The 13,347-nt window shown below is 44.5% G+C and carries 10 protein-coding genes and 2 pseudogenes; 5 read left to right on the plus strand and 7 right to left on the minus strand.

The annotated features are described in order from the left end of the window. Nucleotides 1–40 precede the first annotated feature (40 nt). The 5 genes and pseudogenes from QFZ77_RS27575 to QFZ77_RS27595 form a co-directional block, all read right to left on the minus strand. Nucleotides 41–871 (minus strand): carbohydrate ABC transporter permease, encoded by an 831-nt coding sequence (locus QFZ77_RS27575; protein ID WP_307444343.1) that lies wholly within the window; start codon nt 869–871, stop codon nt 41–43. Continuing rightward, entirely contained in the window at nt 861–1,745 is an 885-nt protein-coding gene (locus QFZ77_RS27580) for a carbohydrate ABC transporter permease (RefSeq protein WP_307444346.1), read from the minus strand. The genes QFZ77_RS27575 and QFZ77_RS27580 overlap by 11 nt, the downstream gene beginning before the upstream one ends. A 32-nt stretch (nt 1,746–1,777) precedes the next feature. Further along, nucleotides 1,778–2,803 carry a LacI family DNA-binding transcriptional regulator gene (locus QFZ77_RS27585; protein WP_307444349.1) on the minus strand — a complete coding sequence of 342 codons (1,026 nt, stop codon included), beginning with the start codon at nt 2,801–2,803 and terminating at the stop codon, nt 1,778–1,780. A 210-nt stretch (nt 2,804–3,013) separates the two neighbouring features. Next, complete coding sequence (locus QFZ77_RS27590) at nt 3,014–4,147, minus strand: aldose epimerase family protein (RefSeq protein WP_307449897.1); 1,134 nt, start codon at nt 4,145–4,147, stop codon at nt 3,014–3,016. Further along, nucleotides 4,127–4,879: pseudogene (locus QFZ77_RS27595) on the minus strand (ThuA domain-containing protein); the annotation flags it as partial. The pseudogene QFZ77_RS27595 and the gene QFZ77_RS27590, both read right to left, overlap by 21 nt. Before the next feature lie 118 nt (nt 4,880–4,997). On the opposite strand from QFZ77_RS27595, the gene QFZ77_RS27600 reads away from it, so the two are divergent. After that, nucleotides 4,998–6,656, plus strand: coding sequence for a GMC oxidoreductase (locus QFZ77_RS27600; RefSeq protein WP_307444351.1), 1,659 nt, complete (start codon nt 4,998–5,000; stop codon nt 6,654–6,656). 10 nt (nt 6,657–6,666) lie between these two features. Here QFZ77_RS27600 and QFZ77_RS27605 read toward each other — a convergent pair. After that, nucleotides 6,667–6,945 (minus strand): annotated as a pseudogene (locus QFZ77_RS27605) (SDR family NAD(P)-dependent oxidoreductase); the annotation flags it as partial. Between the two features lie 351 nt (nt 6,946–7,296). Between QFZ77_RS27605 and QFZ77_RS27610 the strand changes: the two are divergent. Genes QFZ77_RS27610 through QFZ77_RS27625 form a run of 4 tightly spaced genes read left to right on the plus strand, consistent with a single transcriptional unit; the run spans nt 7,297 to nt 11,279 of the window. Next, nucleotides 7,297–8,712, plus strand: a complete 1,416-nt coding sequence (locus QFZ77_RS27610; RefSeq protein WP_373462773.1) for a spore germination protein — start codon at nt 7,297–7,299, stop codon at nt 8,710–8,712. 7 nt (nt 8,713–8,719) lie between these two features. Further along, entirely contained in the window at nt 8,720–9,886 is a 1,167-nt protein-coding gene (locus QFZ77_RS27615) for a Ger(x)C family spore germination protein (RefSeq protein ID WP_307444359.1), read from the plus strand. A gap of 14 nt (nt 9,887–9,900) precedes the next feature. Next, nucleotides 9,901–10,143, plus strand: a complete 243-nt coding sequence (locus QFZ77_RS27620) for a hypothetical protein (RefSeq protein ID WP_307444361.1) — start codon at nt 9,901–9,903, stop codon at nt 10,141–10,143. A 35-nt stretch (nt 10,144–10,178) separates the two neighbouring features. Further along, nucleotides 10,179–11,279: a GerAB/ArcD/ProY family transporter gene (locus QFZ77_RS27625; protein WP_307444364.1), complete on the plus strand. Its 1,101-nt coding sequence runs from the start codon at nt 10,179–10,181 to the stop codon at nt 11,277–11,279. A gap of 84 nt (nt 11,280–11,363) precedes the next feature. On the opposite strand, the gene QFZ77_RS27630 is transcribed toward QFZ77_RS27625, so the two are convergent. After that, nucleotides 11,364–13,310 (minus strand): stalk domain-containing protein, encoded by a 1,947-nt coding sequence (locus QFZ77_RS27630; RefSeq protein ID WP_307444366.1) that lies wholly within the window; start codon nt 13,308–13,310, stop codon nt 11,364–11,366. Nucleotides 13,311–13,347: the final 37 nt, after the last annotated feature.

The following is a 13,347-nucleotide window of genomic DNA, read 5'->3' on the forward strand; positions in this document are numbered from 1 at the left end:
TCATCACTTACTTCTCAAACGACTTCCATCACCCCTCTCATTATCCTTTAACGCCACTCATGGTCATTCCCTTAATAAAGTATTTCGATGCGAACAAAAACACAATGAAAATCGGTATAAAGCTGATCACATTCCCCGCCATCAAAATGTTCCACTCCGTCGCCCATCTGCCCTGCAGCTTGCTTAGTCCTATCGGAAGTGTCATCAACTCCTTATCGCTCGTAATAATAAGCGGCCATAAAAAATTGTTCCACGAAGCCATGAAAGCAAAAATAGCTAGCGTTGCAAGAGCAGGTTTACTAAGCGGAAGAATGATACTCACAAACACCCTCAAATAAGAAGCTCCGTCCATTCTGGCCGCCTCAATCAACGGATCAGGAATTGTCATGATGTGTTGTCGAAGCAGGAAAGTCCCGTAAGCACTGAAGATTCCTGGCAAAATGAGACCGAGATATGTATTCGTCAGGTGCAGTTTTTGAAATACGATAAAGAGTGGAGTCATCGTCACCTGCATGGGAATCATCATCGTGATCAAATAGAGAACGAATAGTGTTTCCCTACCGCGGAACGGAATTTTAGCAAAAACAAATGCAGCCATCGCACACACAACAATCTGTGCTGCTGTCGTTACTAAGGAAACGCCTACACTGTTGCCCAAAAAGCGATAGATCGGAAAGTATTTCGTAATCTCGACGTAGTTACTGAATTTAAATGTATCGGGTATTAGGTTCGGCGGCATTCTGACGACTTCCAAGTTATCCTTGAATGAACCCGACAGCATCCAGACGAAAGGAAACATGAGAACGACAGCCGCCACAATCAAAATGAGATGTGAAAGCAGGTTCCGATACGGCATATAATTATCTGTCATAGGTAACCCACCTTTTCTGAAGCTGCTGCTGAACGATGGTGACGGCGAAAATAATTACGAATAAGATCCATGACTGCGCAGAGGCAAAGCCCATTTTATAGCTTTGAAAAGCATTCCCATAAATTTGCTGCACAAGCGTGCTCGTTTGCCCAGCCGGACCGCCACCTGTCATAACTAGCACCTGATCAAAGAGCTGGAAGCCATTGATGAGGGATATGACAAGTACGAAAAAAATACTCGGCGTGAGAAGAGGTAGCGTTACACGAAAAAACTGTTGCAATCCACCTGCTCCATCAATCGTCGCAGCTTCGTAATAATCCTCCGAAATATCCTGCAGTCCCGCAAGAAGTATGACGGTCACATAACCGATATCCTTCCATACGCTCACCGCGATAATTGAGGGCATTGCCCATACGAAGTCCTGCAGCCATACAGGCCCTTGAATTCCGATTAGCGACAGCAGGTAGTTAATGAGTCCGCTCTGTCCATTCAGCAGCCAGCGCCATACGATGGAAACAGCTACCCACGAGGTGATGACGGGCACAAAGATGAAAATTCGATAAAGCTTAATACCTCTTAGCTTCCTATTCAATAAAACAGCGAACAATAGACCAAAAGCAAGAACAGATGGCAAGTAACCAAGGATGTACTGAAGAATGTTCATCAGCGATGTAAGCGTTTTCTCATCCTGCAAAGCTTCGGTGTAATTATCCACCCCAACGAACTTCGCCGGGGTTAACAAATCCCAATTCGTAAAGGAGATGACAGCGGATGAAAGCATCGGGATGAGTTGGAACAGAAACAAACCCGCTAAACTTGGCAATAAAAATCCGATAATGACAACTGCTTTAGAAAATCTCTTTTGTCCGACCATGACGTTCTCCTTTTCCGGTTCCTACGTGTTAATTATTCCTTGGCTCTAACAGTTGCTCTCTCTACGATCGTTAGCGGCAGCATGATTTCATTCGCTTCTTGCTCTACGCCGCCTTGAATCATGTTGATGAGGTGCTCGGCCGCAATAGCGCCTTTTTCAGTTATATTTTGCCGGATTGTTGTTAGTGGCGGGATAAACATTTTCGACATCGTGATATCATCAAAGCCAATGACTGAGATATCTTCCGGGACTTTTTTGCCCATGTCCACCAAGCTCCGAATCGCTCCGAATGCGACCATATCGCCCGTAGCAAATACAGCGGTGATTTCGGGAAACTTGTTTGCGATCAGCTGTCCTGCAGCCACACCATGTTCATAACTCATGGATTCTTCAAACACATAGTCCGGATTATAAAAGAAATTCGCTTCACGTATCGCACGTTTGTAGCCAAGGAAACGTTTCTCAACAACACCATCTTTACGAATCGCTCCGGTCACGAGTCCAATGTTGGAGTGGCCCTTATCAATCAGATATTTCGTCGCCAAATATCCGCCGTATTCGTCATCAATGCCGATTCGCTTGAAATAACTGTCGTTAATGTAACTGTCGATCAGGACAATCGGAATATTAATCTTCTTAAAGCCGTCATAAAACTGTTCGGGATAAATACCCATCATAATAGCACCATCCAGATTACGCTGAATGGATAAATCCAGATAACTTTCTCCTTGGTTAACGCCAGATAACAAGAGGTGGTACCCATACTCGCGAAGCTTGCCTTCAATTCCACTTATCATTTCACTGTAGAAAGGGTTTTCAAGTATAAGCTGTTTGTGGGATTCCGTCTGTGGAATCACGATGCCAATCAACTTGGATTGGTTTTTGACTAAACTTCTCGCCGAGAAGTCCGGTATGTAGTTTAAGGTTTCAATAATTTTCTTAATGCGCTCGATCGTCTCACTGGAGACTTTATCCGTTCTGCCGTTTAATGCATAGGACACTGCGGCTGCTGAAACGCCTGCGACTTTGGCCACATCTTTTATTGTTGGTTTCTTCATTCCTCAACCCTCTTTAGTTACACGTTTAACTAGATTATAAGACACAGTTGTCGATATTACAATATGATAGCGCTATCTTTTTGCCATTAAATTGATTTATCAGTTATGCGTTTAACTAAATTATTTTTAATGTCTATTTTGAAGCTTGGCTCTGTCGAGGCACTAAAAAAGGCCCCAATCCTACATTAATTGTAGAATTGGAGCCCTCTGCTACATGATAGAAAATTTATAAATAGATGTCTCCCTGTAAATCTGACCCGGAAGCAATTCCGTGCTGGGGAAATTTGGATGATTCGGAGAGTCAGGATAATGCTGAGTCTCCAGACAGAGCCCACCGTACTTTTTATATACGCTCCCTCCTTTTCCGATATCACTTCCATTTAAGTTATTCCCTGAATAAAACTGAACGGCGGGCTGCGTTGTGTAAACCTCCATCATGCGGCCTGATTTCGGTTCATACACCCTCGCTGCCAACCCCATTGAAGTTCCGGTCTGATTCAAAACATAATTGAAATCATAACCATTTCTTGCATATTTCATCTGCGGGTCTTGGCTATGAATCCGGGCACCGATTGCCATTGGATTACGGAAGTCGAGCGGTGTACCTGCGACACTCCTCACTTCCCCTATCGGGATGAGACCTTCCTTGATCGGAGTAAACCGATCAGCGTTAATCATAACGATATGCCCTAGAATATCCCCATTTCCTGCACCCGCGAGGTTGTAGTAGTTATGCTGAGAAAGATTCAGCACAGTCTTTTTATCCGTCGTGGCCGTAAAATCCATCCTCAGTTCATTATCATTCGTTAGAGTATATACAAGTTTTACCGCAAGATTTCCCGGGAACCCTTCTTCTCCATCATTACTCACATAATATAATGCGAGTCCGACTGAGTCCTCGTGGTACACTTCTTCCGCTGCCCAGACCCTCTTGTCAAATCCCCTTTTCCCGCCGTGCAGCGTATTGTGATCTTCATTTATGGATAACTGGTAAGTCACACCGTCAAGAGTGAACCGGCCGTTTGCGATGCGATTCGCGTACCGGCCGAGCACAGTCCCGAAGTAGGGCTTATTGCCGGTACGTATAAAATCTTCCAGCGCCCCATAGCCAAGAAGGACATCTTCCAGATTTCCGTTTCGATCCGGTACCTTGAGGGTCAGCATAATAGCTCCGTAATTCATAATTGCGGCTTGCATGCCGTTCTTATTCGTTAACGTGTAAAGGGATATCGACTCGCCTTCTGCCGTTTTACCGAAAAATTGACTGGAGATGCTGCCAGAAGCCGCTTTCGCTTGATCGGGCAAGGGAAACTCCCCTATGTTTATTTCCTCAATCGGCTGCATATGTCCATATACAGGTTCAGCTCCATGGGGCGACGCAGCCCACCGTGCTGCGTTTGCTATAACTCTCAACACATCTTTGTTATGGTAAGTAGGATACTCTTCGTGTCCCGGCCTGAAATAAAAAATTTTCCCGAGTCCGCGTTGATACACACATCCGCTTCGGAAAACTTCTCCGCCCTGAAACCAGCTGATGAAGATAAGCTCTTCCGGCGCTGGGATATCAAAAAATTCTCCGTACATTTCTTCCGTTTGCAGTTCGAAATATTCGCCGATTCCTTCCGTTATCGGATGAGAAGGGGCAACAACCCACAGTCTTTCCCGCTCAGCATCTGTTCTCCACTTCAAATTGCAAGTAGTCCCCATCAATTTCTGAAATATTTTCGATCGATGAGCGGAATGAAGGACGATGAGCCCCATACCTTGCAGCACTCTTGCCTGAATTCTCTCGACAATCTCATCGGCAACTTGCTCATGTGCCACGTGCCCCCACCAAATCAAAACGTCCGTATACTTAAGCACTTCATTTGATAGTCCATGCTCCGGCTGATCTAAGGTTGCTGTTCGTATTTGGAACCCGTACGGACCAATGCCTGCAGCAATCGTTTGATGAATGCCTTTTGGATAAATACGGGCTACTTGCGGGTCCGCTCGCTCATGAATAAATTCATTCCAGATGGTTACCTGTATTGGTTTCATCTCAAACATCGGTCCGCTTCCAATCCTTACTTTCATCGATAAAATCCCTCCATCTTTATAAGTGCATAGATATGAGAATTTCCATGTATAGGGAGAACGTCATTAACATAGGTATGGGAAGCATATATTTGAAATTAAAAGGATGTGGTTACTCTTGAGGATATATATAGCCGATCATGAAGAAACACTTCTTTCAATTGCACATAAATATCAGGTTGAATGGGTACAATTAATGTCCCTGAATCCGCACATTGACAGGTCTGATGTAATCATCACAGGCCAGCGCGTCAACCTTCCATCCCGAACCAGGCAAGTAACTGAAAATAGGGTCGTTGCCCCTTTTTGCCCACCTGTAACTCAGGAGCAATTTCTTTCTACCTGGATTCCGCTCACTTCCGCGGAGCAGATGGCCGAAACCGAGTACGACGTTCTCATTGTCGGTTCAGGCGCAGGGGGAGGAGCTGCCCTTTGGAGATTGTGCGAACAATGGGGGGAAAATGGGAAAAAGATCGGGATCGTGGAAAGAGGAGACCTCTTCTTGCCCACCCATGTCGCCAATATAGCGACCATTGACGGAGACAGCTTCAGGCTGTATGCTCCGCCTCAAATAACCGATTTGATCGGGAACAGACTCCCGCAATATTCCGGCATGAAACTAATTTACGCTTTGGGTGGAAGAACTATTTTGTGGGGAGCCGTCTCTCCTCGTATGCCCGCTCACGTCATAGCAGAATGGCCAGTTTCCATGCATGAGATGGAATATTATTACAATATTGCTGAAGAAATCATGAATGTTACAAATACCTATACGAAAGATTCGTCGATTACACAGATTCTTCTGAAACGGCTCCGTGAAAACGGATATTACAATGCGGACGATATTCCGGTTGCCACCGACCTTGATGAAACGCGTTACGGAAAGCTTCATTCCAATGTATTTTTCAGTTCCATTGTTTTATTTGCCAGAGCCTTGAATCGTCGTCCCTTTGACCTGGCCGTTAATACCTATGCTGCAGAAGTGATTACCGATGGTAGCAAAGCGGTCGGCGTTCGGGTGATGACCGCAGATAAGAAATCACATTTCATTAAGGCGAAAACGGTTGTATTATCGGCAAGCTCGTTACAAACTCCGCGTATTTTGCTGAATTCAAGGATTCCAGGAAAAGCAATCGGCCGGTATCTTATAAACCATTCCTACTTGATTGCCACTGCAAGTATAACCACCAAGAATTTCCCTGAACCATTAGGGGCATTGGGGATAATCGTTCCAGAACTTGAAGACCAACCTTATCAGCTGCAGCTGCAAGGACCGGAAAAATATTTCAACTACCAGTACGATAAAAAGCCGATCAAAGACGAGTGGAAAATCAGCTTTTACGGCGCTTCCGGCAGGGTAGAATCACGCTATGAAAACAGGGTCTTTATTGACCAGAATAGGTTGGATGAATTCGGGATGCCGGAATTACAAGTCAGTTTCTCGCACAGCGAAAAGGATGAAGCCATTCTTCGTATGATGTATGACGCTATTCTGCGTGCTTCCTCCGCTATGAGCTTAAGTCTGGCCACACTGGGCGGGGTACCTGCCATTTGCTTGATGCCGCCCGGGGCGGATAACCATGAAGCCGGAACATGCCGCATGGGTGATAATCCGAACACCTCAGCTACGAACCGGTACGGACAAATTCACGGTGTACCAGGTCTATATATAGCCGATAACAGTGTTCTCCCCTCTATTGGCGCCGCCAATCCAACCTTGTCAACCGTTGCTCTGGCGATTCGAACGGCGGATCACATCATCAAACAGCTTCAATAGTCGTGATAAGAGGAAGCGATGCAGGAATGAGTGGGGTCCATGTCCTACCGGGAGTGACAGCGTTAACGCAGATTCCTCTTTTGAGAAGAGATAACGCTAACGACCGAGTAAAGATACCCCCTGCTATCGTCAAACATCTTCGACCTATCTGCTCAACTCTCGCTTTCGTTTCCGCAGCATCGCCATGTTCATTGAGATAGACCACAACGATATCAGCACCCTCCTTGGCAAATAAATAGGAAATTGCACGCCCGATGCCGCTTTCCCCGCCTGTAATAATGGCCACTTTACTTTACCGTAGTTCAATACATGATCATTCCTCCATCGGAATTTGTTACTTTCAGGGTATTCCCCAAAATACAAATGGGTGATTGCCCAAAAGATATTAACTCCCATTGCCTTTCCTAGGAATTACTTTTCAATATTATGGCAAAAATAATACAATCACCAAGGAAGGAAGGCACCTATGAACTTTTTTAGACGACTTGTCCAAAGTCGTAATCGCGGCAAAATCATGGAGCAAAACAACTTCTATAGTCCTTTGACAGAATCACGCACTCCGAATCAAGAAGAGCTTCCCGAGTCGGGTGTTATAACGATTGCAGAGATATCTTCACTTTTGTCGGACAACCTGCAAAGGATGAAGGAAGTATTCGATCGGTGCAATGACGTTACCTTCCTCCAGTGGCAATATGGTCCCGAAATGAAGCATACCGCATTCTCCATTTTTTCGGAATCACTCATTCAAAAAAAAGAGCATAACTTTTTTAAAGAATCGCTTCAAGATCTAGTCACACATGAGGTTGGACCGGGAACGATGGTTACTCCAGAGGATGTCGACTTTTTTTTCAACCGCCATGTCGCCTCTGCGCAAAGTGCCACATTGATCGAAGATTTCAATGTCGCGATAAACGAAGTTCTGCACGGCAATCTTGTCATCTTCTTCGACCAATGGAACAAAGCGCTCAGTTACAAGGCGATAGGCCTTGAAACACGGCAAGTTACTGAATCGGTGAGCGAACCTGTCGTTCAAGGACCACGTGAAAGCACAGTTGAGAATATAACTAAAAACATAGGAATGTTACGAGTACGGTTAAAGACATCTAATTTTAAAATTGAAATGTTACCACCGTCAGGACAAACACAAACGAAGGTTGCTTACGGTTATTTGGAAGGAACCGTCAATCCCGAAATGTTAGCCGAATTTCAAAAAAGAGTGGCCAAGCTTCAGAACAAAGAGATATTGGAAACCTCCTACATCGAAGAAGTCATTGAGGATTCCGTGTACTCTCCTTTTCCTCAATATCGTTATACGGAAAGAACGGATGTTGCCGTTGCCTCTTTACTAGCAGGGAAAATTGTCGTGATCGTTGAAGGGACCGGATCCATCCTGATCTGCCCTGGTTTGTTAGTCGAACTGCTTCAATCGAGCGAAGATTACTATCAAAGAACCGTTATTGCAAGCCTTATCCGTCTCTTAAGATTTTTTGCATTGTTGATTGCCGTTTGCCTGCCCAGCATATATATTGCTTTTTCCACTTATCATCCGGAATTAATTCCGACCGTATTACTGCTTGCCGTCATCAACTCCCGCGAAGGGATTCCCTTCCCTGCTGTCATTGAGGCATTCATTATGGAATTCTTTTTCGAACTGCTTCGGGAGGCCGGAATTCGTCTTCCGCGTCCGGTCGGTTCTGCGGTGAGCATCGTCGGAGCGCTTGTTATCGGTGAAGCGGCCATCAATGCCGGTATCGCTTCGCCGATCATGGTAATCATTGTTGCATTAACCGGCATCGCCTCCTTTGCCATACCCCAATACAACTTTGCCATTGCACTGCGTATTATAAGATTTCCAATCATGCTGTTCGCAGCTATTATGGGCATATTCGGCATCATGATCGCTTTCATGCTCATTTGGCTGCATTTAGCGAATTTACGTTCTCTAGGTCAGCCCTATTTAAGCCCTATTGGCCCTTTTAGGCCTCGACAATTGAAGGATGTTTTAATACGTGCGCCACTCGGAACATTAATGCGCTCACAGCAAACTCAGGAGTGAACAGATCATGATCAGACGGATATGGATGAGCTTAAGCTTATCGGCACTTTTCGTATTGACAGGATGCTGGGATCGGGCCGAGCTTCCAGAAAAAGGTTTTGTCATGGGAATTGCCTTAGATCAAGCCAGTGGCGGAAAAATTTCACTGACTACACAAGTATTCAGGCCAACCCAAGGGGTCGGTTCAATAGGCGGCAAATCGCCCGATGTGTCATTCGCGAATGTTACGACTATCGATCGTACGCTCCCCAGAGCCATTCGCGATATTCCCATTAATCTCGGACGTAAAACCCAGTGGAGCCATACCCGCCTGATTATTATTAGTGAAAAACTGGCTCGTGAACAAGAGATATTCAGTCTACTCGAATTTTTTTACCGAGATCACGAACCCCGTTTAACCGTTTCCATCATGATTGCGGAAGGAAGAGCAGACAAATATTTGAACATGAAACCTTTCATCGAAAATACGATAAGCCAACAATTATTTCAAAGCGAAAAAGCGTCTGCTTCTAATAGCGGAAAAACAATAGAGACTAATTTGCTGAAAATGGGCATGCAAATGAAAAGCGAGGTTGGCAACGCAATGGTGCCTTTTCTGTATTTATCCAAAGACTCAGAGACGGTAACAAATGTAGCCGGAATCGCCTTGCTTAAAGCTGGGAAATTAGTGGGTAAAATGGAACCCGAGAAGGTTGAAAGCTTACAAATGCTGTTGAACACTTATCAAAGCGGAATGCTTGATATTCCTTGTCAGAATCCATCCAAGCCGAATCAGAAGGTTGAAGCTGTAGAAATCGTGGACTTAAAAAGCAAATGGCAGCCTACCTCACTCGAAGAGCATTCTCTGAAAGTTCATGTAAAACTCAACATGGAAGTAGCTGTCATGGAGTTGAGCTGCTCCAAGCTGGAAACGATAGCTGATGAAAAGAAGTTCGCAAAAAATGTGGAAGAGACGGTTAAACAGCAAATTACGGGAACAATCAATTGGTTAAAAAAAACAAAATTCGATGCCATTGGATTGGGCAACAAAGTGTATCAGAAAAATCCGTCATTGTGGAAGCAGTGGAAAAAGGACTGGGATGATCAATTTGCAAGCAGTGAATTCGATCTCGATGTTGATGTTAAGGTTATTAACAGCGGAACCACAATCGGTAAGCCTATTTTCAAAAAATAGAAGGGACCGAAAAAATGTCGGGTAAGATGTTATTACTGCTGATGATTTATACGGCCATATTACTCGCAGACTTACCGAGACTAAAAAAGCTGGATCGCCGCGAGATCTTTGCTTACTCGGCCATGCTGCTGCTCTCGGTTTACTTAGGCATCAATTATATATTTGACCTGAAATGGCCGTTTCTTGAGGAAGCCGCTGCTGCACTCATTGGTGAACCTGCCCGTCGCATTATTGAGTTTTTAAAGGTTCCCTCTTAAACAATCGAGAATCTGCTGTCGTGGGGGTGCAAGAGATGAAAGTAAAGGAGCAAATCAGCTCATCGCAAATGTCCGTTTTATTTTTTTCTTTCATGACGGGATCTGCCATCGTAAACATCCCCGGACCGTTAATCGGCTACGCCAAAAATGGAGCATGGATATCCCTTTTGCTTTCTATATCTGCAGGCATATTCCTACTATCCTGCATCTTGTATTTGTACCGGAAATTTCCCGACCTGACTTTTATCGATTACAGCAGGACTTTGCTTGGTAATTGGGTTACGATTCTTCTCGCTATTCCCTTTATTTCGTTTCAATTCCACATGACATCCGGAATTGTCCTAGATATCGGTTTATTTATGACCAGTTCAATGATGCGGCAAACTCCGTTGTCTATATTTGTATTATCGGTATTTGTGGTTATTGCTCTTACGGTTCGTTCAGGAATAGAAACTATGGCTCGAATGATCCTGGCTCCTATGATTGCCGTTCTCGTCTTTATCATTCTCATTCTTGTATTATCTTTCAACAATTATGAGATCGACCATCTGTTTCCCATCATGCCTGACGGCATCAAACCCGTCATTCTTGGCGCTTATTTCTCATATGGTTTTCCCTATGTCGAGCTTACGCTAATGGCTATGCTTCTTCCTTACGTACGCAAGAACGAACAAAAACAGCTAAAGAAGGGCATGTATCTCGCCCTACTTGTAAACGGTTTATGTTTAATCGCCGTGACGATCGCCACGATAATGGTGTTTGGTCCAATGGCAGGAGATCGAAAGTATTCGATGTTTGAGGTCGCTCGAATCATCGACCTGCTTGAAGTCATTCAAAGGATTGAATCTATCATTGGGATCTCCTTAATTTTAACTTCATTTTTAAAGGCTACCATTACGCTATATATACTGAATTTAACATTTACAAAATTGTTCAAGCTCCATGACGATCGCATATTGGTATTTCCTCTAGCGCTGACCTGCTACCTTTTTTCTCTGCTTCAAATTGATAAAGGATCAGCCACTTGGATTTATGCCGTATCGGTCATTCATCCGTTATGGGCCACTTTTTCTTACTTGCTGCCATTGCTCTTGGTTACAGTGGTTGCAGTTATAAGAAAAAAAAAAGTTGAATAAGAGAAACCTATCGTTTATTGAAAAAGCTGCTCCAGCGTTCTGACAATCCGTCAGACGAAGGAACAGCTTTTTGTAGATGATGTTCTATTTGGTTGTAATCGTAACTGTTCTGCTTGTACCGTCCCAAGCGACTTTGCCGCCAAAGGTTTCCCCTACGAATCGAGCAGGCGCAAGTGTATAACCGTTCACCAGCTGAGCTGGCTCATCTAACTGCACAGCTTGGCCGTTCACATACACTGTTTTCTGATCAAGAGTTAAGCGTAACGTTGTACTTCCTTTTTTGGCTGTAACAGTTTTTGTCGCTGCTTCATAATCCACCGTTGCACCCATCGCTTCGAAAATCGCACGCAGCGGCGTAAATGTTGATCCTTTTACAATGACGGGTGCTTGTTCAAATTTCTGCTCTTTCCCATCAATTTCTACAGATACTTGTGAGGATAAACCGAACGTACGTAAAGCTGTTTGCTTACCGGCTTTATTATAAACCCTGATCTGAATGACAGAACCCTCCGGAACATCACCGGCTCGCAGCTCTAGACCGTAAGGCAGATCTGTTTGAGAGGCAATCACTTGTCCGTTTAAGATGTACTCTACTTTGCCAATGTAAACGTCAGGTATTTTGACAAAAGGAATTAACTTGGTTTGTTTCGTAAAAGCTTCATGATTCGCATCTACGGGTACATAACCCATACCATCAGTAGGTTTAGCTGCATCTGTTACTTTGGAAAGTAAATAAGGATTAGCAATTAACTTGCTGTAGTAATTTTGGATCTCAGACGAAGTGGAAAGTGAATAGTCATTTTTCGCATTGTCCATCTTTTGATCGACATTAAAGTAAGTGATAGCCTTCAATCTTGGATATTTATAAGGCATAATCTCATATAAACGCTGCAGATTAAGTTTCGCCCACTCCGTGAAATCTTCACCTGCCGAATGCGCGTAATGCGGGACACCCGTTTCGCTTAGCATTAACGGTTTACGGTCCGAATAGGTGTTGTAAAGCCTCGTTAACCTCTCTACACTGCTCGTAGAAATCATGGAAGGCAGAGACGGATTCCCATTTTCATAAGGCTCAATATATAGACTAACCCCAACCCAATCTACATAAGCATCTCCCGGATAATAAGGGTCAATATCATTCGCAGGTACGTCACCAGGACTCCAAACCATCGCGACATTCGGTGCTTCAGCAGCGAATACATCGTGCAGCATACGGAATTTCGCAATATATTGGGCAGGGTTTCCGTGCCATTTGACCCAAGCGCCATTCATTTCCCCTGCAAAACGCAAGAAAATCGGGATACCTGCCGCCTTGGCATCTTGTGCCCATTTGCGCAAATACGTGCCGTCTGTAACCGGATCTAAGCCATCGTCAGGTTCCCAAGCAATTTGTAAAGCGCCACCTGCATCTTTAGCTCTCTTCGCATATATAGAAGGGAATCCTTGACCCCAGTGTGCATAGGCCAAATAAATCGCGTGCTTTTTACCATAAACAGTTTCCATCTTCGTGAAAATATTACCTACCTTGGGATCCAGTTCGGAGTACACCCCCAGATAAGTGCCGTATGTAGGTTCAAACTTGGCCAATTGACTGTTCTTAGGCAAGGCTAATTGCTGTACAGTCGTCTCATTACGATCCTGTCTATACAATTCAACCGTTGTTCGAATTTGATCGGCTCGCTGCAGCTTAACAGCTCCCCAATCCTTCCCGGCTTTCACCCAATATTCGTTTTCCGATTCGTAAAAGCTAATCGCTTGATCGTAATCACCGTTTGTATCGTAGTAGGCGGCCAAGTTTCCATAGAATAAAGCTGCATTCTCCCATTCTCCAGTGCTCGCATAGTGATTAGCTAGGAATTGCCAATGCGGCACAGCCTCATCTTTATTCCCACTTGCACGAATTGACTCTGCTTTCTGCCAGTGATCCCACACGATGTCTGCACGAGCAGGTGCGGGTGCACTTGCTAGGCTAGCTGCGATAATTCCTACAGCCAACGTCATAATTCCAATTCTTTTTTTCGTGATTTTCAAGTTAAGATGACTCCCTTCGACCCTGTTGTAAGTTTGT

The sequence above is a fragment of the Paenibacillus sp. V4I3 genome (genome assembly GCF_030817215.1).
In the GTDB taxonomy this organism is placed as follows: domain Bacteria; phylum Bacillota; class Bacilli; order Paenibacillales; family NBRC-103111; genus Paenibacillus_E.

Bases quoted from the DNA above. Each gene is read 5' to 3' on its own strand.
- QFZ77_RS27575 (WP_307444343.1), bottom strand. From the start codon at position 871: ATGACAGATAATTATATGCCGTATCGGAACCTGCTTTCACATCTCATT.
- QFZ77_RS27580 (WP_307444346.1), bottom strand. From the start codon at position 1,745: ATGGTCGGACAAAAGAGATTTTCTAAAGCAGTTGTCATTATCGGATTT.
- QFZ77_RS27585 (WP_307444349.1), bottom strand. From the start codon at position 2,803: ATGAAGAAACCAACAATAAAAGATGTGGCCAAAGTCGCAGGCGTTTCA.
- QFZ77_RS27590 (WP_307449897.1), bottom strand. From the start codon at position 4,147: ATGCAGCCGATTGAGGAAATAAACATAGGGGAGTTTCCCTTGCCCGAT.
- QFZ77_RS27610 (WP_373462773.1), top strand. From the start codon at position 7,297: ATGAAGGAAGTATTCGATCGGTGCAATGACGTTACCTTCCTCCAGTGG.
- QFZ77_RS27615 (WP_307444359.1), top strand. From the start codon at position 8,720: ATGATCAGACGGATATGGATGAGCTTAAGCTTATCGGCACTTTTCGTA.
- QFZ77_RS27620 (WP_307444361.1), top strand. From the start codon at position 9,901: ATGTCGGGTAAGATGTTATTACTGCTGATGATTTATACGGCCATATTA.
- QFZ77_RS27625 (WP_307444364.1), top strand. From the start codon at position 10,179: ATGAAAGTAAAGGAGCAAATCAGCTCATCGCAAATGTCCGTTTTATTT.